Origin of the sequence: Wolbachia endosymbiont (group A) of Cydia amplana, assembly GCF_964028495.1 — a bacterium.
Classification (GTDB): domain Bacteria; phylum Pseudomonadota; class Alphaproteobacteria; order Rickettsiales; family Anaplasmataceae; genus Wolbachia; species Wolbachia pipientis.
Genome location: NZ_OZ034792.1, coordinates 355,987 through 379,792, shown reverse-complemented (window position 1 = coordinate 379,792; position 23,806 = coordinate 355,987). Strand labels below are relative to the sequence as shown.

At 34.7% G+C, this 23,806-nt stretch carries 25 protein-coding genes and 2 tRNA genes; 12 read left to right on the top strand and 15 right to left on the bottom strand.

All coding sequences use genetic code 11. The features are described 5' to 3' along the window. Positions 1 to 173: 173 nt before the first annotated feature. A complete protein-coding gene (locus ABWU40_RS06295) occupies positions 174 to 494 on the bottom strand; it encodes a toluene-4-monooxygenase system B family protein (protein WP_242049588.1) in 321 nt (106 codons plus the stop codon). Positions 495 to 650: 156 nt separating this feature from the next. On the opposite strand from ABWU40_RS06295, the gene rplU reads away from it, so the two are divergent. The 8 genes from rplU to ruvC all read left to right on the top strand — a co-directional run bounded on the left by rplU (position 651) and on the right by ruvC (position 5,427). After that, positions 651 to 953 carry a 50S ribosomal protein L21 gene (rplU, locus tag ABWU40_RS01880; RefSeq protein WP_015588788.1) on the top strand — a complete coding sequence of 101 codons (303 nt, stop codon included), beginning with the start codon at positions 651 to 653 and terminating at the stop codon, positions 951 to 953. A gap of 10 nt (positions 954 to 963) precedes the next feature. Beyond that, positions 964 to 1,233 carry a 50S ribosomal protein L27 gene (rpmA, locus tag ABWU40_RS01875; RefSeq protein ID WP_006279564.1) on the top strand — a complete coding sequence of 90 codons (270 nt, stop codon included), beginning with the start codon at positions 964 to 966 and terminating at the stop codon, positions 1,231 to 1,233. Between the two features lie 9 nt (positions 1,234 to 1,242). After that, positions 1,243 to 1,319: transfer RNA gene (locus ABWU40_RS01870), tRNA-Ile, on the top strand. 57 nt (positions 1,320 to 1,376) lie between these two features. Further along, a complete protein-coding gene (gene metK, locus ABWU40_RS01865) occupies positions 1,377 to 2,549 on the top strand; it encodes a methionine adenosyltransferase (RefSeq protein ID WP_174516991.1) in 1,173 nt (390 codons plus the stop codon). Positions 2,550 to 2,675: 126 nt separating this feature from the next. Beyond that, on the top strand, positions 2,676 to 3,359 hold the full coding sequence (locus ABWU40_RS01860) for a TenA family protein (RefSeq protein ID WP_038249063.1): 684 nt from the start codon (positions 2,676 to 2,678) through the stop codon (positions 3,357 to 3,359). A 44-nt stretch (positions 3,360 to 3,403) separates the two neighbouring features. Further along, positions 3,404 to 4,063, top strand: a complete 660-nt coding sequence (locus ABWU40_RS01855) for a TenA family protein (RefSeq protein WP_141456802.1) — start codon at positions 3,404 to 3,406, stop codon at positions 4,061 to 4,063. A 47-nt stretch (positions 4,064 to 4,110) separates the two neighbouring features. Beyond that, positions 4,111 to 4,938 carry a cytochrome c oxidase subunit 3 gene (locus ABWU40_RS01850; RefSeq protein ID WP_006279354.1) on the top strand — a complete coding sequence of 276 codons (828 nt, stop codon included), beginning with the start codon at positions 4,111 to 4,113 and terminating at the stop codon, positions 4,936 to 4,938. After that, positions 4,939 to 5,427 carry a crossover junction endodeoxyribonuclease RuvC gene (gene ruvC / locus ABWU40_RS01845; protein ID WP_015588791.1) on the top strand — a complete coding sequence of 163 codons (489 nt, stop codon included), beginning with the start codon at positions 4,939 to 4,941 and terminating at the stop codon, positions 5,425 to 5,427. A 44-nt stretch (positions 5,428 to 5,471) separates the two neighbouring features. Here ruvC and ruvX read toward each other — a convergent pair whose 3' ends face one another. Next, positions 5,472 to 5,939: a Holliday junction resolvase RuvX gene (ruvX, locus tag ABWU40_RS01840; protein WP_010082183.1), complete on the bottom strand. Its 468-nt coding sequence runs from the start codon at positions 5,937 to 5,939 to the stop codon at positions 5,472 to 5,474. 303 nt (positions 5,940 to 6,242) lie between these two features. Next, positions 6,243 to 6,422, bottom strand: coding sequence for a hypothetical protein (locus ABWU40_RS01835; protein ID WP_144054585.1), 180 nt, complete (start codon positions 6,420 to 6,422; stop codon positions 6,243 to 6,245). 1,035 nt (positions 6,423 to 7,457) lie between these two features. On the opposite strand from ABWU40_RS01835, the gene gatB reads away from it, so the two are divergent. From gatB to ABWU40_RS01820, 3 genes are read left to right on the top strand one after another with little or no spacing between them, the layout of a single operon-like run. Continuing rightward, positions 7,458 to 8,879 (top strand): Asp-tRNA(Asn)/Glu-tRNA(Gln) amidotransferase subunit GatB, encoded by a 1,422-nt coding sequence (gene gatB / locus ABWU40_RS01830; RefSeq protein ID WP_015588792.1) that lies wholly within the window; start codon positions 7,458 to 7,460, stop codon positions 8,877 to 8,879. Positions 8,880 to 8,931: 52 nt separating this feature from the next. Continuing rightward, the gene (locus ABWU40_RS01825) at positions 8,932 to 11,538 is read left to right on the top strand and encodes an ankyrin repeat domain-containing protein (protein WP_353279273.1); all 2,607 of its coding nucleotides are present in this window, start codon (positions 8,932 to 8,934) and stop codon (positions 11,536 to 11,538) included. Then, positions 11,525 to 11,986, top strand: coding sequence for an ankyrin repeat domain-containing protein (locus ABWU40_RS01820; protein ID WP_353279271.1), 462 nt, complete (start codon positions 11,525 to 11,527; stop codon positions 11,984 to 11,986). Before ABWU40_RS01825 ends, ABWU40_RS01820 begins: the two co-directional genes overlap by 14 nt. Positions 11,987 to 11,989: 3 nt before the next feature. On the opposite strand, the gene ABWU40_RS01815 is transcribed toward ABWU40_RS01820, so the two are convergent. From ABWU40_RS01815 to ABWU40_RS01780, 8 genes are all read right to left on the bottom strand, one after another. Further along, the gene (locus ABWU40_RS01815) at positions 11,990 to 12,409 is read right to left on the bottom strand and encodes a DedA family protein (protein WP_015588794.1); all 420 of its coding nucleotides are present in this window, start codon (positions 12,407 to 12,409) and stop codon (positions 11,990 to 11,992) included. A 6-nt stretch (positions 12,410 to 12,415) separates the two neighbouring features. Then, positions 12,416 to 13,789 (bottom strand): cysteine--tRNA ligase, encoded by a 1,374-nt coding sequence (gene cysS, locus ABWU40_RS01810; RefSeq protein ID WP_264378195.1) that lies wholly within the window; start codon positions 13,787 to 13,789, stop codon positions 12,416 to 12,418. Then, entirely contained in the window at positions 13,782 to 14,438 is a 657-nt protein-coding gene (locus ABWU40_RS01805) for an exopolysaccharide biosynthesis protein (RefSeq protein WP_264378196.1), read from the bottom strand. Before ABWU40_RS01805 ends, cysS begins: the two co-directional genes overlap by 8 nt. 90 nt (positions 14,439 to 14,528) lie before the next feature. Further along, positions 14,529 to 15,185 carry an exopolysaccharide biosynthesis protein gene (locus ABWU40_RS01800; RefSeq protein WP_353279268.1) on the bottom strand — a complete coding sequence of 219 codons (657 nt, stop codon included), beginning with the start codon at positions 15,183 to 15,185 and terminating at the stop codon, positions 14,529 to 14,531. A 90-nt stretch (positions 15,186 to 15,275) separates the two neighbouring features. Then, entirely contained in the window at positions 15,276 to 15,932 is a 657-nt protein-coding gene (locus ABWU40_RS01795; RefSeq protein WP_353279268.1) for an exopolysaccharide biosynthesis protein, read from the bottom strand. A 90-nt stretch (positions 15,933 to 16,022) separates the two neighbouring features. Next, entirely contained in the window at positions 16,023 to 16,679 is a 657-nt protein-coding gene (locus ABWU40_RS01790) for an exopolysaccharide biosynthesis protein (RefSeq protein WP_010962397.1), read from the bottom strand. Positions 16,680 to 16,845: 166 nt separating this feature from the next. Then, positions 16,846 to 17,013, bottom strand: a complete 168-nt coding sequence (locus tag ABWU40_RS01785) for a twin-arginine translocase TatA/TatE family subunit (protein ID WP_006013840.1) — start codon at positions 17,011 to 17,013, stop codon at positions 16,846 to 16,848. Between the two features lie 128 nt (positions 17,014 to 17,141). Beyond that, entirely contained in the window at positions 17,142 to 17,915 is a 774-nt protein-coding gene (locus ABWU40_RS01780; RefSeq protein WP_141456795.1) for an ABC transporter ATP-binding protein, read from the bottom strand. A 147-nt stretch (positions 17,916 to 18,062) separates the two neighbouring features. Here ABWU40_RS01780 and ABWU40_RS01775 point away from each other — a divergent pair. Next, a tRNA-Arg gene (locus ABWU40_RS01775) sits at positions 18,063 to 18,139 on the top strand. Between the two features lie 94 nt (positions 18,140 to 18,233). On the opposite strand, the gene uvrC is transcribed toward ABWU40_RS01775, so the two are convergent. Genes uvrC through ABWU40_RS01755 form a run of 4 tightly spaced genes read right to left on the bottom strand, consistent with a single transcriptional unit; the run spans position 18,234 to position 23,798 of the window. After that, a complete protein-coding gene (gene uvrC, locus ABWU40_RS01770; protein WP_141456794.1) occupies positions 18,234 to 20,051 on the bottom strand; it encodes an excinuclease ABC subunit UvrC in 1,818 nt (605 codons plus the stop codon). Beyond that, complete coding sequence (glyS, locus tag ABWU40_RS01765) at positions 20,035 to 22,152, bottom strand: glycine--tRNA ligase subunit beta (RefSeq protein ID WP_141456793.1); 2,118 nt, start codon at positions 22,150 to 22,152, stop codon at positions 20,035 to 20,037. The genes uvrC and glyS overlap by 17 nt, the downstream gene beginning before the upstream one ends. A gap of 3 nt (positions 22,153 to 22,155) precedes the next feature. Further along, positions 22,156 to 22,995: a glycine--tRNA ligase subunit alpha gene (locus tag ABWU40_RS01760; protein WP_015588800.1), complete on the bottom strand. Its 840-nt coding sequence runs from the start codon at positions 22,993 to 22,995 to the stop codon at positions 22,156 to 22,158. A 44-nt stretch (positions 22,996 to 23,039) separates the two neighbouring features. Continuing rightward, the gene (locus ABWU40_RS01755; protein WP_138265045.1) at positions 23,040 to 23,798 is read right to left on the bottom strand and encodes a phosphatidylglycerophosphatase; all 759 of its coding nucleotides are present in this window, start codon (positions 23,796 to 23,798) and stop codon (positions 23,040 to 23,042) included. Positions 23,799 to 23,806: the final 8 nt, after the last annotated feature.

The window sequence follows — 23,806 nt, the reverse complement described above, 5'->3', positions numbered from 1 at the left end:
AAACGCCAATATTTTAAAGCGGACAATAACCACGGGGCTTCTTTTGCCTTTTTTTTCGCTTGGTAAATTTCTTAATATTTATAGCAACATGAATTGGGCAGGAAGGTGTCATTCCAGTGCTCCTTTTTTTGTCACCCGAGCCCCTATGATGTCATTCCAGTGCCTCTATGATGTCATTCCAGTGCTTGACACTGGGATCCAGTTTTCCATATAATCTCATCGAAAATGTTGTAACCACTTTCTATGCTAGTTTGCTTGCTCACAAGCAAACTTTCCTGGATCCCAGTGTCTGGGCACTGGGATGACAGAAGAAGGAGGCGCTGCCGTCTTGGATGAAAAGGCTGGATTCCAGTGTCAGCTACTTTCATGACATCATCATAAGGTAAACCAGTGTCAGCTACTCGGATGACAGGAGAAGGGGCTACTTGAATGACGGTGTCGGTAAACTTAGAGCTATAATAACTATTTGCCTTTTTTCTGCTTAGGTTATGCAAGAAGTCTACTGTCTGAGAAAAAGTAGATAAAGGGTGAAGAAAGATAGAAGTGTTTAGATAGCTTAAAAAGAACGTTAAGTCATGCTTTTTATTTATATTGACAGCGTATATGACATCGTTTACGATTAAAGTTAATAACAATAATTTATATTTATCATGTTTGCAGTAATTGAGACTGGTGGAAAGCAATATTTAGTAAAAGAAGGTAGTATAATAAAGGTAGAGAAGTTAGAAGCTGAAGAAAAAAAAGAGGTGGAAATCAATAAGGTGATTTGTATTTCAAATAATGGCTTATCTTATTCATCTAATGCTACTGTTAAAGCTGAAGTGTTGCAGCAGTGCAGGGGGGAAAAAATTATAATCTTTAAGAAGAAAAGAAGAAAAAATTACCGTAGGAAAACTGGTCATAGGCAGTATATAACTGTTCTTCGTATAAATGAAATTAGTCTTCAAAAGTAAGAGGTAAGATATGGCAACTAAAAAATCAGGTGGTAGTTCCTGTAATGGTAGAGATTCAGCGGGTCGTAGGTTAGGAATAAAGAAGAATGGGAAGGTTATTCCTGGTAACATAATTGTGCGCCAAAGAGGCACAAAATTCCATCCTGGGAAGAATGTTGGTATAGGTAAAGATCATACGATTTTTGCTAAAATAGAAGGCTGGGTCAGCTTTAGAAGGTCAGCAAATAAAAAGACTTTTATTGATATCGTGCCTACAGATAATATGAAAGCTTCAGCTTGAATAAATCATGGGTCTGTAGCTCAGGTGGTTAGAGCGCACGCCTGATAAGCGTGAGGTCGGAGGTTCAACTCTTCCCAGACCCACCATTTAGTAGTTACTAACTGTGTTTTCTATAGCGGTTTTGATATTGTATAAGCAAAAACATGAGTTTATATAAAAATTTAGTAACCAGTGAATCAGTGGCGGCTGGTCATCCAGATAAAGTAGCAGATCAAATTTCAGATGCAATACTTGATGAGTACCTTTTTACTGATCCTTTTGCGCGAGCTGCAATAGAGACTTTAGTCACCAAAGATAACGTTATTATAGCTGGGGAAGTGTTTGGGCCTAACATCAAAAATAGCAGGATTGAAAGTATTGTACGGAATACAATAAAAGATATTGGTTACAAGCACGATGGGTTCCACTGGAGAAAAGTGAAAGTAAATATATTGCTGCATGAGCAATCAAATGACATTGCAATAGGGGTGGATCAAGGTGCTGGAGATCAGGGCATAATGTATGGCTATGCAACAACAGAGACAGAAAACCTTATGCCGGCACCCATTTTTTATGCACACTCGATTCTGAAAAATATCATGAGCGCAGTTAAAGAAGCAAAACTTGGTCCAGATGCAAAGTCACAAATCACTTTGGCATATGAGAATAACCTCCCGGTACGTGCTGAAAGTATTATTGTCTCGATACAGCACCCTGAGAATTTGGATCAATCAAAAGTAAAAGAAATAATTTACCCTTACATAGTTTCATCTTTACCTGAAGGATGGATGTGTCCTGAGGAAAATCTCTTAGTCAATCCAACTGGTAGATTTGTTATTGGTGGGCCAGTTGGTGATTGTGGATTAACCGGACGAAAAATTATGGTTGATACTTATGGGGGTTATATTCCACACGGTGGAGGGGCATTTTCCGGAAAAGATGCAACTAAAGTTGATAGATCTGCAGCTTATATGGCAAGATACCTTGCTAAAAATATTGTCTTTGCAGGTTTGGCTGAACGTTGTCTTGTGCAGCTTTCTTATGCAATTGGTGTATCAAAACCTACTTCATTCTATATTGATACATTTGGTGCGAATAAGGTAGAGGAAAGAGTAATTAAAAAGTTTATCGAGAATAATATAGATTTATCAACAAAAGGCATAATCAAGCATTTATCGCTTAATTGCCCTATATATAAACGTACAGCCTGTTATGGACATTTTGGTAAACAGTCGGAAAGGGACGGTGGATTTTCTTGGGAAAACATGGACTTATCTGCTGATCTTTGTAGAGAATTCAATATAGAAGGTAATAGTAAAATTTCTTTAGATTGCTAAAATTTTTGATTTACAGCCTCATATTTATATACTAGCTTATTGTTAAAGCATAGCACGCTTTTTCATAATAATTATACCATATTAGTAATAATTTTTATATTCAATTTTTATTGTGAGGCTTATAAAGTGTATAACGAAATAGAAGGAGAACTGTACAACGTAATTGTAAAAGAGTTTTCTGATCTTATTGATAAAATAAAAGAACACCCTTTTAATGTTGAATTGATAAATAATACATTAGATTATGAAAAATTCAAATTCTACCTTCAGCAGGATTTTCTGTATTGTATAGATTGCGCTCGTGCTTTTTTAATTGTTGCAGCTAGAGTTGATGATATTGAAATGATGAGTAGTTTAATCAATTTGGCACAAGGAGCATTTTATGTTCGAGAACAGTATAAAAAATATTTTGAAGATTGTGATCTATCTGATGATCACAAAAAGTCAAGAGCTTGTTCTGCCTTTACTGACTTTTTCATGAGTGCCGCATATCACAATTCTGTTAATGAAGCTTTAGTAGCATCTTATTCTTGCTTTAACATATACCAAATCGTTATACGCCATATGGTAAATGAGATAACAACTAAAGGGGTTAAAAATAACAAATACAAAGAGTGGATCAACATTTATAGTAGCGAAACAGTAAATGCTGTAATTGATGAGGTTACTGATATTACAAATAAGCTATATAAAAAAGCTAGTGACTGTGAAAAAAAGAGGATGTATGAGTTTTTTAAGAAAGGGCTGGAATTAGAAATAATGTTTTGGGATGAGGCATATTACTCTAATATATCTAGCAAAGAATATTAGCAGCGGATTATTTACGTTAACTTGATCTTTTATCGATAACTACAGTGTTCAGTGGCATAATTAGGAGCTGTTACGGGTCAAATCTTTTAAAGGATATAATTGAGCATCCTTTTAATGTTGAGTTAGCGAATAACACCCTAAATATAGAGAACTTCAAATTCTATGCTCAACAAAAGACGTTGTTCTTAGGTGATTATATTCGTACCACCTTAATTACTGCATCCAAAATGGAAGATTATAGTAGTATTATCTCGCTTGCTGAAGTAGCCCAAAGAGTAGTGACTGTTAATAGAATGTTATATGACTACTACTTTACTATGTACGGTATAAGTCGCGAAAAGAAATCTCTTGAGTGTTTTAATTTCACTAATTTTCTTTTATCCATCTCGCATAGTAATACCTATGAGGCTATGACGGTTTTGTATTCTTGCATGTTTATATACGAGACTGTCGTTGATAGCATGAAAAATAGATTCAAGAAAAATAATAGATATAGGGATTGGTTTAATTTTTGTTACAGTGATTCAGTAAAGTCTGGATGCATTATTTTGGAAAATATTGTTGATGGATATTGCAGCAGAGCAAGAGAAAACGAAAAGAGCAGAATGCTTGAGTTGTTTAGAATAACTGCACAATTTGTGTTAGATTTTTTGAACGGTGCATATAATTTTTCAAGATTCAATCAAATTCCTAAGGAACATTGACAATTTTAAGCTAATTTGTATCCTTAATAAGTATTTTTTAAAATGCTATGAAAAGTAAAGAACATGATTTTCATTTAGTGGATCCAAGCCCTTGGCCAATTGCTGTATCAGCAGCAATTCTTATTCTTGCACTTGGATTAGTTGGCGCGCTTCATAAACAAATTGTCGGAATGTTTTGTTTAGTTTTGGGAATCTCCGCAGTATCAGGGGTGCTGTTTTATTGGTGGAGAGATGTAATAAGGGAGGCCATTTATGACAAATGTCACACTGCCATTGTAAAACATGGACTCAAATTTGCAATGTACTTGTTTATTCTCTCGGAGGTCGTATTTTTTATAGTGTTCTTTTGTTCATTCTTTAAAGCCTGGCTTGATCCAGTTTTTTTATTTGAGGCGTTTTCTCCTGCAAAAAAAGTTGAATGGCCCCCTGAGGGAATTTTGCCACCTGATCCGTGGTCACTACCATTCATGAATACATTAATATTATTGCTTTCTGGTACAACAATTACTTGGGCAAATCACTCTTTACTTAAAAATGATAAAAAGAGCATGATTAAAATGCTGTCCATAACTATATTGCTTGGAGTTTTTTTTATAATAGTGCAAGCAATAGAGTATCATGAAGCGAGTTTTTCTCTACAAGAAACAGGAGAAAAGCTTATTTATACATCCAATTTTTACATGATTACCGGTTTTCACTGCGCACACGTTATAATAGGAATAATATTTTTATCAGTGTGTTTATTTAGAGCACGGAAAGGCCAATTTACACTTCAGGACCATTTGTGCTTTGAGTTTGCCTCCTGGTATTGGCACTTTGTAGATGTAGTCTGGATATTTTTATTTTTGTTTGTCTATTGGTTAAGCGTTTATTAAGTGGTTAAAATAATAGGTCTAGATCCAGGAATAAGCAAGACTGGGTGGGCCATTATCAGCCTGAACGAAAAAAATAATATTGAATTTTTGGGCGGCGGTACCATATCAACTGATGGTAAATTGGGTACAGGTGAACGCCTACATACAATTTTTGAACAATTAAAGAAAGTAATTTCCCTATACTCTCCGAATGAAGCTGCGGTGGAGAAAATTTTTGTTAATAAAAATCCTAAATCTTCACTAACTTTAGGATATGCAAGAGGGGTTGTAATTTTAGCGTTAAAAATAACAAAGCTAACTATGAATGAATATGATGCAAACTATGTAAAAAAAAGCATTACCGGAAATGGCCATGCTGATAAGGATCAGATGATATTTATGGTGAAGCAAATAGTTAAAAATTTGAGTATAAAATGCCACCATGCTGCTGACGCTCTTGCTGTAGCAATTTGTCATGCTTATACGAAAGGTTCTTGTTTTGTTGAGTAACTTTTATATGGGATTCAGTTTGAAGATTTCCAGATCTGGAAAAACTATTTGATTGTATTTATCTTGTCTAACGTTCGTTGCAAAATAATACATGCGGAGATTTTATCATCTATTTTTTTCGATTTTGTGATTGATATTCCAGTAATTTTTAGTGTATGAGTTGCGATAGATGTTGAGAAGCTTTCGTCTTGTAAGTATATATTTACTTTATATTTTTTTATTATTTTATTTGCGAATTGGATTATAGTTTTACACCATTTAGTTTCTTGCTCGTCCATTTTTAATGGTAGTCCTATTACCATTGATCCAGATTCATTTTCTTTGAATATTCTATGCAGATAACCTAAATCTTTGCTCATATTTTTTCTGTGATATATGCTATGAGCTGTGGCTATGAGCTGTGTTTTATCGCTAAATGCTATGCCTATTTGCTTTTCTCCCATGTCAAGGCACATTATGCGCTTATCTTTTGGAATAGACTTTAGAAACTCATCTGGATTTCTATGTAGCATCTATTAGACTTCCTTTAAAGTGACCTTACCAAAAAAGTGGAGAGAAAGTTAAGAAAATTTTTTACAAAAAGAATAATGAATCAAATTGCTCAGGAATGCAATAGACTTCTTGCATAACCCAAACTAAGTAGAAAAAAGGTATCATCTAAGTAGCTGACACTGGTTTCCATCCAAAAGGGCAGTGCCCCTATGATGTCATTCCAGTGCTTGACACTGGAATCCAGACTTTAATTGTTATACTTGTAAATAAGTCTGGTGAGAATAGACGTTCATCTCAAAATGCAGTATTTTTGTTGAAATAGCTCAACTGGATTCCAGCGTCACGCGCTGGAATGACACCTTTGTGTTTGCATAGCTGTACGAACATTGTGATTTGAGAGCAATCTCCACAAGGGAGGATGTCATTCCAGTGCCCAGACACTGGAATCCAGGAAAAAGAATGGTGTCATCCAAGTAGCTGACACTGGGATGGCTTTGTTGCATCGCTACTTATGAAAGGCTAACTATAATTAGGATTATAAGCAACCTATTGAAAATCTTGTTTTTTTGCAATCAATCTGATCAAATTTAAGAATAGTAATTTATTATTTATATTAATAAATTTAATTCTATTGAAAATAGCTAAAGCATTGAAATTCTTGAATTTTAGCCGGATTAGTGAGTGGTAGTGAAATTTCTTTTACTCAAATTTAGGTATTCACTGACCGTTCTTGTTATAAATACCAGAATAATAAGCTACTGATATTCTCCACCTTTTTTATCTTTAATCCATCATAGCTAGCGATGCAACAAAGCCCACTGGGATCCAGAAGACTTAATTTCAACCAAATAATAAAGGCTGGATCCCAGTGCTTGGCACTGGAATGACAGCAATCCTACGTCATACCGCAATTCATTCGCGGTATCTCGGCCGCTAATAAGTAGCGGGATGACGGTTATCGTTTAGCTACAAACATTAAGAAATTTACCAAACGAAAAAAAAGGCAAAAGAAGCCCCGTGGTTGGCTAATTACTTACATTATACTTTCAAGTATGGCGTTTTTTTATTCTAAACACTTAATAACCGCGATTCAGTTGCTTTTAAACCGCAACTAATCTAAATTATAAACGTTAAGAAATTTACTAAACAGAAAAAAAGGCAAAAGAAACCCTAGGGTAGCTAGTTATTCACTATCCATTTTTTAAGTTGGCGTTTTTTTATGTTTTAAACGCTTTATAAGCGCGTTTCAGCTTATGTAGGTAGAAGTTTTATAAAGACATAAGGTGCACATAGTGCAAAAAATTAAACATGAGACGCCAGATACGTGAGTTTTTTTGTCATTTAATCTGTACAGAGAAGATAAATAAATAGCTTCAATTTTATGATAAGAGGGCTGGCGAAGCTTGTCAAGTAATCTTTTGCATTTAACCCGTTTCTATGGGTAAAACAATCTGCATACCACTTAGCTAACATGAGTTTTGTTTTGACTTTTTGTGCTAATTTTGCAGAATATTAAGATTATCATTTAAATAAAATACATGACGAAAGAGGATTGGGAAGCGGTAATTGGGCTTGAGGTACACGCTCAAGTTTCTTCTAATACGAAGCTATTTTCTAGCTCATCAACGGAATTTGGTGCTGAGCATAACACTCAAGTTTCTCTAGTTGATGCGGCAATGCCAGGTACGCTGCCAATACTAAATTATTACTGCATAGAGCAAGCAATACGCACTGGTCTTGCACTTTCTGCAGAAATTAATAAGTATTCTTACTTTGATCGGAAAAATTATTTTTATCCTGATTTACCACAAGGTTACCAGATAACTCAGTTTTTTGAGCCAATAGTTAAAAACGGTAGAGTATTTATCAACGACAATGAAAAAGAAATAAGAATTGCGAGAATTCATTTAGAGCAAGATGCAGGAAAGAGCGTTCATGAGGAAAGCAGAACTTATGTAGATTTAAATCGTGCAGGGGTTGCTTTAATGGAAATTGTTTCAGAACCAGATCTCCGTTCATCTGCAGAAGCTGCAGAATGCATGAAAAGATTGAGGCAGATTTTGCGTTACATTGGTTCGTGTGATGGTGATATGGAAAAGGGATCACTTCGTTGTGATGCAAATGTTTCTGTTCGCCTAAAAGGCAGTAGTACATTTGGCACTCGTTGTGAAATAAAAAATCTGAACTCGATACGTTATATTGTGCAAGCTATAGACTATGAAATACAAAGACAAATTGAAATTTTAGAAAGTGGAGAAGAAATAAGTCAAGATACCTTATTGTTTGATGTCGCTTTGGGAAAAACAAAAGTGATGCGAAACAAAGAAGATGCAAGCGACTATAGATACTTCCCTGAGCCTGATTTATTACCTGTTGAGGTAAGCCAGGATAAAATCGATTCTATTAAATCATCTTTACCTGAGTTGCCAGAGCAGAAAAAGCAGCGATACATTGAAAAATTAGGTATCAACGAATACGATGCAAACGTCATTACTTCCGATAAGGCGATTGCTGATTACTTTGAGGAATTGATAAAAAAACATGATTCAAAGCTCGCGGTCACCTGGTTAACTGTAGAGCTTTTCGGTCGTTTAAATAAAGCAAATATTGATATTGTGAGCTCCCCAATCAAAGCAAATGCTTTGTCCGAACTCTTAGATTTTATCGTTGATGGAACAATCTCTGCTAAACTTGGTAAACAAGTTTTTGATATTATGTTTGAAACTGGCAAACCTGCATCTCTCATCATAGAAGAGCAGGACCTAAAGCAAATAACCGATAGAGGTCAAATATCAGAAGTTATCGACACAATCATCAATAGCAACCAAGATAAAGTTCAAGAATACAAAAGCGGTAAAACAAAATTATATGGTTTCTTTGTTGGTGAAGTCATGAAATTCACCAAGGGAAAAGCCAGCCCTGATGTTGTGAATTCAATTTTGAGTGAGAGATTAGAGTGAGGTGCCTGTAAGATTATCCTGCTCGGCGGTTAAGCGCACCTTTCATGGTATTATGTATCAAGCGAGATGGCTAATGCTGTTTCCTAAACATGCAGTAGATAGAGAGTATTCTTTCCGCCTATTCACAGAGAAAAAATCAGCTAAGGATTTTGATGATATTGTTCTTCGGTATGAACAAGATGGGAAAATAGTACATAGATTCATACAAGTCAAGCACAGGCAGGGTAGGCACAAAAAGATCAGCATAGGTGACTTATTAACACCGGGAAAGGATGGTGCGTTTGGCTTAATAAAATATCTCATTGCTTATTTAAAGATCAAAAGTAGTGGAGAGTTTGAGGGTGAAATAGAGGATTTTGTCATTATTACAAATGATGATTTTGATTCCGCGGATTCGACATCGCATCCAGTAAGAAAGCTGAGAATGATGCCGAGTGGGAAGAATAAAGGAAAGGAAATTTCAGTCATAAGAATAGACACACAAGATGAGTTTCTGGATGTAGGTGATGGTGTAAGATATAAATTTGATAATAGTATTATCTCATATTTGCAGGAAAATAAGGATTTTGTAAAGCGTGAGGTAGGTAGAGAAGTCAGCAATAAAGAAATAGAAGACTTTTTAAATAAATTAGTATTTGCAGTCAATTTGCCAAGCGGAACTGAACTTAGTGAAATTATTAAGAGTGAATTGGGCAAGGAATTCAGCAATACTGATGCAAAGCACTTTTACAGCCGTTACCAGGAAGAAGTGCTGATTTTGCTGGAGAAAGAAGAAGAGGAGTTTCTATCATATGAGAAAGCAAAAGCTCTTCTTGAAGAAATAAGAGAGGAAATTTTAGGAGCGGTTTGGTTTGATGTAAGAGGTCCAGTCAGACTATTTACAGGAAGAGATGAGGATTTGGGAATGCTACATGATTCGCTACAACGCAATCCCAAAGGTGCTGTAATTTCATACATAACGTCTATTAGTGGTCCTGGGGGGATGGGAAAAAGCCAGTTAGCTAGAAAATATGCTTGTAAATATAGAAGATATTATGACGACAATGTTATATGGATAGACGCTGAAAACTTTGAAGCTATGAAAGATTCTTTCTTAAGGTTAGCTAGAAATAGATTAGGTATTTCTCCCAAAGATAAGTATGGAAACGACAAAACGATAGAAACTATTGTTAGAGAAGTATATGCTTTCTTCGCAAGAAGGAGGAGCCTGTTCATTTTCGATAACGTTCAAGAGTACAAAAAGATAAGTAAATTTTTGCCATTTTCTTTATCTCCTGATCTTAACAAGCCTCATATTTTGATTACCTCGCATGATCAGGAACTGGAAAAGGGAATAGACGTTATAAAGCTAGGAGAATTGGAACAAAGAGACGCTATAGAGTTTGTTAAAAAAGGATTTAATATACTAAAAAAAGATAAATCGCAAGATCGGGAGATAGAAAATTTGGTAAGAAGGTTGCAATGCTTTCCTTTAGCTATACAACAAGCAATATCATATATCGAAGATCAGAGAATAATAGAGAAGTTTAAAATTAGTGATTACCTAAAAGAGTATGAAAAGAAAGCTAAGAAGTTGCTTAAGTCTAAAATATTTCAAGGAATTGATAATAACTATACTAAAACAACTTTTACAGCTTGGGAAGTTACGATGGATAAAGTAAGAAGTGATGAACAATATGGACCATTAGCTTCAGAGATTTTAGATGTTTTGGCTTATTTTGCACCTGATAAAATCGCTAGAGAAATATTCTTAAATTCGGTAAGTGATTATAAGAAAAAGCAGTTAAAGCTAGCCATCCGTTTACTTGTGAGATATTCCATGGTGGGCGGTGAACAAAACCAAAGTGTATTAAATGTCCATAGGTTAGTACAGGAAGTAACAAGATTAAAATTACAAGAGAACCGACAAGAAGAGAAAACCCTCAGAAAGGCTCTAGAATTGATAAACAGTGGTGATTTAGCGAAAGATAGTAAAATTCATGTTGCATCTATTTGGGGATATGCAAGTAAACACGGTAGGTTGATTGATGACTTTTACAAAGATACTAATTTACATTTGCTTGTTGAAAATGATGATTATAAAGCGATTAAAAACTTATTAGCATATATAAAGAAAAAACATCAAGATAAGCTTAGTGAGATTGTTAATGCTAAAGATGGGTGTGATATTGCTCCATTGCATTTAGCTGCTGGAAATGGGAAATTGGACATAGTAAAATACCTGATCAATAAAGGTGCTAGTATTGATGTTAGGGACTGTTTTTACCAAACGCCATTATACTGGGCTGCTAAGAGTGGAGAGTTAGACATGGTAAAATATCTTGTAAATAAAGGCGCTAGTGTTGATATTGAAGATAGTTATGGCTGGACTGCGTTATACTGGGCTGTTGAGAATGAAAATTTTTATATAGCAGAATACCTTATAAAAGAAAAAGGTATTGATGTTAGTGCTAGGTACAGCAATGGCAAAACTATGTTACATGAGGCTATTAGGTTTGCGAAACTGGATGCGGTGAGGTACCTAATTGGTAAAGGAATTGATATTGATATCAAAGACGGATATGGCGGTACTCCATTGCATTGGGCTGCTATCAGAGGAAAGATTGATATGGTAAGATATTTTATAGAGCAAGGTGCTGACGTTAATGCTAAAAGATAATGATGATCTAACGTCGTTACACTGGGCAGTTTTATACGCGAACTTGAAGGTAGTAAGATGTCTTGTTGAAGATGGTAGTGATGTTGATGCTAAAGACAAACGTGGCTGGACACCATTGCACTTGATTGCCAAGAATAACCGTCTATTATGGGGGGATGATTTGAATGAAATGTTGGGAACAACAGAATACTTCATTCAAAAAGGTGCTGATGTTAACGCTAAGGATAAAGACGGCAACACACCACTACACCTCGCTGCTATGAATGGAAAGATTGATGTAGCAAAAGTACTACTAAAACACAACGCCGATGTTAACGCTAAAAATAATGAAGGAAGAACAGCATTACATTATGCCACTGATTTCAATCATAGGGACCTTGTGGAGTTACTTTTAGCTTCATGGTGCATCCATCCTATGACTTGGGCTTTAATGGCTGTAGTACTATAGCTGTTATACGCCAAAAGTAAGTATTAGATATAACAAATAGAGGAAATTAGATAGAATGATTAAAGGGGCAAGGATATAAAGGTTTAACTTAAAATAACCTGATAAAATTTGAATCACACTTCCAAGTGCCGGCACCCATGAAAGTAATGTAACTGCACAAATCAGTAGATTTTTTACGATTTTTGGTGTTTTATGCTCGTTCTCTAGTTTGCGGTATGATTTTCGTATAGAGATTGTTATTCTACCTAAATACCAGTTAACTATTCCACCAAGGCTTGATCCTAGTACTCCAAAAAATAACATAAGTAGTGGAGTGTAATACGACCTGAAATAAAGCATGGTATTGAACACAAAACCTTGATGTATGGGTAAAACTAACGACGATACTAGACTATCTGTGAATAACAGGAAGTAGTTTTCCATATGAGTTTACCAGGTTGTTGTACCATCTTCATTGTCAGAAATTGTAATCCCCATTTGTTTCAACTGGTCCCTTATTTTGTCTGCAGTATTATAATCTTTATTTTGTTTTGCTGCTCTTCTTAAATCTATCAATCTTTCTATTTCTTGATGACTCACACCAGCAGTAAACCACTCTTGATAACTTGACTCAAGAAGACCAATAAATCTGGCGCTCTTAACAAAACTCTCAGTTAATTTAAGCTTTTCACTTTCATTACTCATTTTGTTAATTTTTGCAGCCATTTCATGTAATATAGCTAGAGCTTCAGGAATGTTTAAGTCGTTTTTTAAAGCGTCTATAAAATCTTTAGAAATCTCTGCGTTACTTTCATCAATACTTATTGTATCTAAACCACGTAATAACCGATAAAATTTATTTAAGGTTTCCTGTGCATCAGAAATAACGTTTTCTGTCCAATCAAGTGGTTTTCTGTAGTGAGTTTTGAGCAGTGCATAGCGTATTACTTCACCCTTTATTCCACTATCTAGCAAATCTCTTACTTTGACTATATTAAATAAGGACTTGCTCATTTTCTCTTCATTTACTGTAAGAAAGCCGTTATGTATCCAGTATTTTGCAAACATTGATCCAGCAAATGCAGACTTACTCTGTGCAATTTCATTTTCATGGTGAGGAAATTGTAAATCTATGCCGCCACCATGAATATCAAAATCTTTGCCAAGGTAAGCATATGACATTGCTGAGCATTCTATATGCCATCCAGGTCTGCCCTCTCCCCATGGGCTATTCCAATAACTTGAAAGTTTGTAGTCAATATCATTTGCAGGCTTCCACAGCACAAAATCTCCAGGGTGCTTTTTATTTTCATTAACTTCAACTCTGCTACCTGGAACCAATTCATCAGTTTTTTTTCCTGATAAAGCACCATATTCATGGTAAGATTCTATATTAAAATACACGTGTTTGTCAGATTCATAAGCGTGGCCTGATTGCAGCAAATGTTCAATTAATTTTATAATGTAATCTACGTTTTCCGTTGCTTTTGGTTCGTATGTTGGTTTTTTACAATTTATGCTTTCCATATCATCATGAAAAGCTTTAATGTAATATGTGGTTATACTTTCTATGTTGCTATTTTTTTCACTTGCTGCATTAATTATCTTATCATCAATGTCGGTTATGTTACGCACATAGGTAACTTTGCCATAACAAAACTTAAGTAGCTGAAATAACACATCATACACAACAACAGACCGTACATTGCCTATATGTGCTGTGTCATATACTGTTGGTCCGCAAACATACATTTTCACATGATCTTTATCGATAGGTGTAAAAAGCTCCTTTTTTTTTGTTAAGGTGTTGTAAAGCCTAACCATATACGAAGCTTTTGAGAAAAGAAAATGCCCCAATGATAAGTTGTGGTCCTTTGACTATTACAACAAGAGTAAGCAACAACGCGCACAACGATACTAAAACTCCCAATATGGATAGAAACCCGTCTTTACTCATAATGCTAAGTGAAATAAGAGTTGTGCCAATTGCAGGAAGGAAGTGAGTAAAAGGTAATGGAAGAGCTATTATTATTGCACAAAGCAACATCATAAAAGCCAGAATCTTCTCACCAGGCCCATAGAAAATGAAAGACAGTCTTGGCTTCATGAATTTTTCTATTTTTTCTAATACAGGGGAAGTTTTCTCTACCACAAGAGCTAGTGTTGAACGCTGAAAAGATCTTCTTTCTAGCCAACTGGGCATCCAAGGAGAATCAAATCCAAATAGAAGCTGCAGTGAGAATAAGATTAAAGGTATAGAAAGAATAGTTGTATAACCAGGTGGAACCGGTATAGGCACCGATAGCGGCAAGGAGAAGATGATTATTAAAATACCAAAACCGCGCTCATGCAAAGCTGTTTTAATGTCAAACAAAGTTACTTTATTGCTATCATTGTTATTGGTATCTGCAACCTCTTTTAGAATATCAGAAGCTAATTTATCACTTTTAGTCAACTTATCATTTTTTGACACGAAAAACCTTTGATAAAAATAATTCTTAACACAATTATTGTTTTATTTCAATATGCATTATTCATTTTGCGCTAGTAATTCGTTCTTTTGTTAAAGTGTTGTAAAGCTTTTAAGAAGAGAAAGTGCTCCGGTTATAAGTTGTGGTCCTTTGACTATTACAACAAGAGTAAGCAACAACGCGCACAACGATACTAAAACTCCCAATATGGATAGAAACCCGTCTTTACTCATAATGCTAAGTGAAATAAGAGTTGTGCCAATTGCAGGAAGGAAGTGAGTAAAAGGTAATGGAAGAGCTATTATTATTGCACAAAGCAACATCATAAAAGCCAGAATCTTCTCACCAGGCCCATAGAAAATGAAAGACAGTCTTGGCTTCATGAATTTTTCTATTTTTTCTAATACAGGGGAAGTTTTCTCTACCACAAGAGCTAGTGTTGAACGCTGAAAAGATCTTCTTTCTAGCCAACTGGGCATCCAAGGAGAATCAAATCCAAATAGAAGCTGCAGTGAGAATAAGATTAAAGGTATAGAAAGAATAGTTGTATAACCAGGTGGAACCGGTATAGGCACCGATAGCGGCAAGGAGAAGATGATTATTAAAATACCAAAACCGCGCTCATGCAAAGCTGTTTTAATGTCAAACAAAGTTACTTTATTGCTATCATTGTTATTGGTATCTGCAACCTCTTTTAGAATATCAGAAGCTAATTTATCACTTTTAGTCAACTTATCATTTTTTGACACGAAAAACCTTTGATAAAAATAATTCTTAACACAATTATTGTTTTATTTCAATATGCATTATTCATTTTGCGCTAGTAATTCGTTCTTTTGTTAAAGTGTTGTAAAGCTTTTAAGAAGAGAAAGTGCTCCGGTTATAAGTTGTGGTCCTTTGACTATTACAACAAGAGTAAGCAACAACGCGCACAACGATACTAAAACTCCCAATATGGATAGAAACCCGTCTTTACTCATAATGCTAAGTGAAATAAGAGTTGTGCCAATTGCAGGAAGGAAGTGAGTAAAAGGTAATGGAAGAGCTATTATTATTGCACAAAGCAACATCATAAAAGCCAGAATCTTCTCACCAGGCCCATAGAAAATGAAAGACAGTCTTGGCTTCATGAATTTTTCTATTTTTTCTAATACAGGGGAAGTTTTCTCTACCACAAGAGCTAGTGTTGAACGCTGAAAAGATCTTCTTTCTAGCCAACTGGGCATCCAAGGAGAATCAAATCCAAATAGAAGCTGCAGTGAGAATAAGATTAAAGGTATAGAAAGAATAGTTGTATAACCAGGTGGAACCGGTATAGGCACCGATAGCGGCAAGGAGAAGATGATTATTAAAATACCAAAACCGCGCTCATGCAAAGCTGTTTTAATGTCAAACAAAGTTACTTTATTGCTATCATTGTTATTGGTATCTGCAACCTCTTTTAGAATATCAGAAGCTAATTTATCACTTTTAGTCAACTTATCATTTTTTGACACGAAAAACCTTTGATAAAAATAATTCTTAACACAATTATTGTTTTATTTCAATATGCATTATTCATTTTGCGCTAGTAATTCGTTCTTTTGTTAAAGTGTTGTAAAGCTTTTAAGAAGAGAAAGTGCTCCGGTTATAAGTTGTGGTCCTTTGACTATTACAACAAGAGTAAGCAACAACGCGCACAACGATACTAAAACTCCCAATATGGATAGAAACCCGTCTTTACTCATAATGCTAAGTGAAATAAGAGTTGTGCCAATTGCAGGAAGGAAGTGAGTAAAAGGTAATGGAAGAGCTATTATTATTGCACAAAGCAACATCATAAAAGCCAGAATCTTCTCACCAGGCCCATAGAAAATGAAAGACAGTCTTGGCTTCATGAATTTTTCTATTTTTTCTAATACAGGGGAAGTTTTCTCTACCACAAGAGCTAGTGTTGAACGCTGAAAAGATCTTCTTTCTAGCCAACTGGGCATCCAAGGAGAATCAAATCCAAATAGAAGCTGCAGTGAGAATAAGATTAAAGGTATAGAAAGAATAGTTGTATAACCAGGTGGAACCGGTATAGGCACCGATAGCGGCAAGGAGAAGATGATTATTAAAATACCAAAACCGCGCTCATGCAAAGCTGTTTTAATGTCAAACAAAGTTACTTTATTGCTATCATTGTTATTGGTATCTGCAACCTCTTTTAGAATATCAGAAGCTAGTTTTTTATCTTTAGTTAGTTTCTCACTTTTTTGCACAATTATCTTTTAATAAAATATTCCTCCTAAGCTAACATAGTTGTTGCTGTATTTCAATATTTGTTATTTATTTCATACCAATACTTCATCTCTTTCATTCTTTAACCTGACTAAGTTTTTAAACAGATGACATGCACTAAGGTGCATGTCACGAAGTATGAGGACGCTAACGATCTGGTTCGTTAGACGATAATTTTTCTGAGTCCTTAAGCTCCTGTTTAAGGTTTTTGATGCCTTTTCCTAAATCACCCATAACTTGCGGTAATCTGCCTGCACCAAACAGAACTAAAATTATTATTAAGACTAGAAACAATTGCCATGGTCCTAAACTCATTTTCACCTCCATTTAAAATATTGACCTTTAAATATTAAAACTTGACTGAAGTCAAGTAACACATAGATTATATCACCTTTATTTAATTATAAATCAAGGTTTTTTAATTATTTTATAACAATTCCAGACTAGATTATTTTCTTGCAGCGAATAAGTGGAAACTTTTCGCTTAACTGTAGAGTAGAAGAGAGCTCACTAAAAAACTTTGCTAGCGTATCATCTTGAGGCCTATGGTATATATCGCTAGAAACTCCTGATTGAATAATTTTACCATTTTTCATTACGTAGATAAAATCTGCAACTTTCAATGCTTCTTGCGGGTCATGAGTTACCATTAGCACAGGGATATTTTTACTTCTAAAAAGGGACAATATATGTTGTCTTATTCGGCACTTGAGCAGTATATCTAAATTAGAAAATGGTTCATCTAACAACACAACATCAGGGTTTTGTGCCATCACTCTTGCTATTGCAACTAATTGTTGCTGTCCTCCAGATAAGGCGTTAGGGTACATATTTTCGTATTTTTCTATATTGAGTAACTTCAAAATTTCCAATGCAATTAGGTGCTTTTCTCTCTTGGAAGAGCTGCGGATAGCAAAGGTTATATTTTCTACTACTGTTTTGTGAGGAAATAATGCAGAATGCTGAAAAATCAATCCGATATTTCTATGCTCTATAGCGACTGATGCCTTATTACTTGCAACTAACCTATCATTTATAAAAATAGTTCCAGATTTTGGATTTTCTATCCCCGCAATTAATTTCAAAATTGTTGACTTGCCACAGCCAGAATGCCCCAATAAACATGCAACATTTCCTTTCTTTACTTTAATGTTTATATTGCTTAAAGCAAAGTCGTTTTGATTGTTATAGAAATAACCAATATTGTTAACTAGCATTAATCTTACTTAAACCATGTTATTAAATATAATAGCATTATACTCAAGAAGTACAGAAATGTTTTTTGTCGTCATAAATTGGTTATGCAAGAAATCTAGAAAAGAAAGGATTTTTTGCTATAACTTTACATGAATGGTAGGAAACACGGGACTATAGCTCAGCAGGATAGAGCGTTGGACTCCTAATCTGAAGGTCGTGCGTTCGAATCGCACTAGTCCCACCACATTAAATTTCATGGAGATTTTTTTTCACAAATACGCACACCTTTTTTTGCGGTTTTAAGATATAAATTCCCTAATAATAAAACGGGTTTTGTGTCATTCCAGTACTCCTCTCTTATAATTTACGTGTTTAAGAATGACTTCTGCTAAACCTTTACTAATTCCAGGTACGTTTTGAATTTCAGCCAGAGAAGCTTTGCTTATATTTTTCACTGAACCAAAATAAGACATCAACGCTTTTTTTCTTTTGTTGCCAATGCCGGGTATTTTGCTTAATTGTGAAACTATAAACTGTTTATCGCGTTTTTTTCTATGTGAAGTTATCGCAAAACGGTGGGCTTCATTACGCAGCGATTGTAAGTAAAGCATGACTTTGCTGTCATTTGCCAGACTGAATTCTTCCCTGCCCAGCATATAAAATCTTTCATTTCCTGCGTTACGATCAGGACCTTTTGCCATACAAGCAAAAGGAACGTTTATATTCAATACTTCCAGTACATTCTGTACTATGGAAACATGTCCTGGTCCACCATCAATCAGTAAAAAATCAGGTATTATGCCTTTTATATTGCCGGAGAAACGTCTGGTTAGCACTTCCCTCATCATTTTATAGTCATCGCCTGAAAATTTTTCCTTTATAGTAAATTTTCTGTACTCACTTTTTAAAAAACCCTCCTGCCCTGCAACAACCATTACACCAATTTGTTGGTTTCCAAATATATGGCTATTGTCATAAACCTCAATACGCTTTGGAATATTTGGTAACAAGAAGATTTTGCTAAGCTCCTCAAGCTTTTCTAGGTTATTTCTATAATCGATAAGCTTCTGCTCTAAGCTATGCTGAGAGTTATCATAAACAAATTTCAATAAATCACGCTCTTTTTTATTCTTTGCATGCAGAACTTTTACTGGCTTTTGAGCAACCTTATATAGTGCTTGTTCTATAATTTCCTTATCCACAATAGAATCTGGAACGTAAATTTGTATTGGAGGTATGTTAGCTGAATTATAAAGATTGACCAAAAAGGTGGATAAAATTTCATCATTTGAGTGATCACCACAGTTCTCGGCAAAGTAAGGAGTGCTGCCGTAGTTGTCTTTATTTCTGAACGATAACACACTAATACATGCTAGATCCTCTTCACGTACAATACTGAAGAAATCTGCATCTTTTTCAAAAGAAAAATCCGTGTGCTGTATTTGAATTTGCTCAAGAAACTTTACCCGATCTCTATATATAGCAGCAAGCTCATAGTTTTCTTCACTGCTGCACTTTCTCATTGTGAAAAGTAACTGTTCTTTCACTTCCTTATTTCTTCCAAGCAATGTATTTCGTGCCTGTTTTACTGATTGGCAGTAGTCGTCTTTTGTGATTTTGTTTATGCATGGTGCTGAGCAGCGCTTAATTTGATATTCAATACATGGTCTTTTTGTTGAGGAAAAGTATTGATCTGAACATACTCTTAGGAGAAAAGCTTTTTGCAATGACAATATAGTTTGCTTAACAGCAGCGGCAGATGTAAAGGGACCATAATAATGAAACTCATTTTTCTTAAATTTGCCTCTATATTTTGCTATTCTTGGATAATCGTGCTTGGAAATTGTTATATAAGGATAAAATTTTCCATCCTTGAGCACAATATTATAAAGTGGTTTCAATGATTTTATTAGCTGTGCTTCAAGAAGCAGTGCTTCGATTTCATTCTCAGTGATGAATATTTCAACCTTAATAACCTGTAAGAGCATAACTCTAATTCGTTCAGAAAGGTTTTCGAATTGAAGGTAGTCGGATAATCTCGACTTTAAGTTTTTTGCTTTTCCAACATATAAAACTTTATTCTTATCTCCAACCATCTTATACACGCCACAGGACTGTGGAGATGATTTGATTTGTTCTTTATATTGCCTGAGCATTTATCCATTGCTTAACCTGTATGAGGTTAAAATCTGCTACTAAATGAAAGATGGAAACTACATTTTCAAGCAAAGATAATCTGTTTCTCCTCAGTTTATCAGAATCACAGTTAATCTTTACACTGTCCATAAACTGATTGATAAACGGAGCAAAACCAGCAAGTTCATCAAGTGCTACATTAAAGTGGTTATTTTTTATCGCTTGTTTTATGTTTTTACAAGCAGTTATAGCACAATTTGATAGCGCAATTTCTTCACTTTCAATCAAAAACCTCTTACCGTAAGATGCACTATAAGTAGTGCCATCACTTTTTCTTACTTTGCTCATCATGTTACTGACTCTTTTGTAAGTGCTTAGAATCTGTTCACCTTCTGGCGTACTAAGATAACGATCCAATATAACAGTTTGCTTTTCTGCTGTCAGCAGATCATTAATATCGATTTTATATAGTATTGAATCTACGACATCTTGTCTTATATCTCTATTTTTTAAAATAACCTTGAATCTTTCTAAGCAGAATTTAAATACTAATTCTGAAATTTGTTTTCTATTTGGCTTATCAGCTGACGTTGTATTTTTATTAAATAGAAGTTTTGAATATAAAGATACTGACTTGTCTATCAATAGCCTAATTGGAACATGCAAATTATTTTCAAGTATTGTCCTAATTATACCAATTGTCATTCTCCGCAAACTAAATTGATCATACGAACCAGAGATTTTTTCACCTGCTGCAATTAAACCAACTAAGCTATCCACTTTGTCTGCAATTGACACAGCAATTGCTGAAGGGGATTTAGGGCATTCTTGCTCCGATCTGATTGGCTTATAGTGTTCAGTTATAGCTTCCACTATTTCTTTATCTTCTTGAAAATAAGAAGCATAATATCCACCCATTACTCCTTGTAATTCTGGAAACTCTCTTACTATCGATGTTGCCAAATCAGCTTTTGCCAAATATGCAGCGCGTTCAACTTTTATCAGCGAAGCATGTGGAATAAATATAGCTATATACTTTGACAGAGCCGTAATACGCTTTACCTTTTCTCCAACGCTGCCAAGAGAAGCATGAAATAATATCGAACCTAATTTTTTGACATAATAATCTAGATTTTCCTTTTTATCTTGAGATATTAAAAATTGGGCATCAGCAAGACGTGCTTCTAATATTCTTTCGTGCCCTTTAACAACTTCACCATTGTTGACGTTGACAACAGTGACAAAGTGTGAAATTCTCTTTCCATTACTTAAAGCAAGGTATTTTTGTTGTGTATTAACTATACTAAGTATTACTTCCTTCGGTAATCCAAATGACTTTTCTTGATTTACTTCACCAAACAGCACGATTGGCCACTCTATAAGCCCTGTCAATTCATTTAGTAAATAATCATTTTTCTCAAGTTGTAAATTCTGCTCTTTTGTGAATTTATTAATCTGATCTAGTATAAATTGCTTTCTTTTGTCCATTTGGAGAATTACACTGTTTTTTTCTAGCAATTCAAAATAGTCTTTAGGTGCTTTAACAGTTAACGCTGTACCACTTGAGAGAAATCGATGGCCATATGTTGTGTTAGATGCTGTGATCCCTGCAAAAGACACAGGTATTATTTCGTCATTTAAAATGCATAAAATGTTTTTAATTGGCCTAACCCACCTTTCTTTTCCTTTGCCCCATCTCATATTTTTTGGCCAAGAGAAATTTTTTAATATTTCTCCTAGTTGATTTTTAAGAAACTCTTGAATGTTAAATGAGCAGCTTTCTCTTTTAATGAAGTAAAAATCCTCATTATTTACTTTTCGAACGAGCAAATCTTCTTCATTTTTCTGATATTTTCTTAAAAAACCTTCGATAGCACTTTTTGGTGCGTTAATGTTTGGTCCCTTAACTTCGTTATTGGAATCCTTTAGCTCCAAAGCATTTATGTTGTCGACAAATAGGGTAATGCGACGTGCTGTTACAAAAACCTCCATTGATGTAAATTTTACATTATTTTTGTTAAAAACATTGGCAATACAGCTCTTAACTTGAGTTACAGCTACATTCTGCATTCTCGGTGGTATTTCTTCTGAAAGGCACTCAAATAACAACTGCAACGACATACGCTATTTACTCATGTACAATTCACAACATTTTTTTGTCAGCTCTCTAACTCTACCAATATAAGCTGTACGTTCATTCACACCAAGCACACCTCTTGCATCAAGCAGATTAAGTAGGTGACTAGTTTTAATACATTGGTCATAAGCTGCCATTGGTAGCTCCTTTTCAATAAGGAACTTGCACAATTTTTCCGTATCTTCGAATTGCTGCTGTACCACTTTAGTATCATAATAATCTAATGCTAGATAAGAAAATTCATATTCTCTTTGTTTAAAAATATTTCCGTAAGTTACACCGTTATCGTTCCAAATTATATCGTAAACATTATCTACACCTTGTATGCACATTGCTAAACGTTCCAACCCATATGCCACCTCACCAGGAATCATCTTGCAGTCAATCCCTCCAACTTGCTGTATATAAGTAAGCTGTGTTACTTCCATTCCATTGCATGTAACTTCCCATCCAAGTCCTGATGCACCAACACTTGGGTTTTCCCAATCATCTTCAACAAACTTAATATCATATTTTTCTGTAGATATGCCAAGAACTTTTAAGCTATCTAAATAGACGTCTTGTAAATTATTACCAGATGGCTTTATTATAACTTGATATTGGTAATGTTGATACAAACGATTAGGATTATCACTATAGCGCCCATCTGCTGGCCTAATTACTGGTTGTAGATATGCAATTTTTGCCGGTTTTGTATCAATTGCAGACATAATTGTTGCAGGATGTAATGTGCCAGCACCAACTTCAGATGTGTATGAGTGAAGTATAACACATCCTTCACTAGCCCAAAAATCTTGTAACTCTTTTATTATACTTTGTAAGTTCACACAAATTTCACACTTTTTATACTAAATATATAAATAAATAAGTACTATTCAATACCTATTTTTTTAACAGTATCATGTAAATAATCACCTAAAACTGCTGAACTTTCCCTCACATACTGAATTATGCTTTTATTTAGGACAATTGCATCATGCATAGTTAAATCGCAGAATATAAATGCTGTTAAATACAGTAAAATCACCGCATAAAATGTGTGAAAAATCCCCTCAAATGTAATTGACATTGCATTATTATAGCTGAGCTGTATTGAACTTATTGGCCATGGTTTTATCACTTCTACGACATTAAAAAATACGTAAGGTATCATAAGAAAAAAGAAAAAGTGCATAAAATCATTAAACCAAAATGGGCATTGAAACATCTGCTTACATATATTCCCATAGAGTTTACTTACAGCATAATAAATCGACATCATTGCCGGCATTGAAAGTGCTACAGTCAGTACTTGCCCTGACGCTATTTGTATTACTATTTCTTCACCACTGTTTGCTGAAGGGTCTTGAGCATGAAAAATAAATATTCCAATTAATTGCATTACTAACATAACTATTGCCAATTTTGTAAAAACAGCAGCTACGACTATTCCTGAGTCTGGCATTTTATATAGTAAGTATTCGCCTCCATATGTAAGAATTAATATAACATCGACAATAAATAATATTAAAAAAGAAGACCAATAGTTCTGCCAACTTGGTAAATATCCTATTCCTAAAAGAGAGCTTACTGTTTTAGCAGGAAAAACCTTGCCTAGCATCTTCCCCAAAAATTTAAAAAAAATCCCCATGTTCTAAG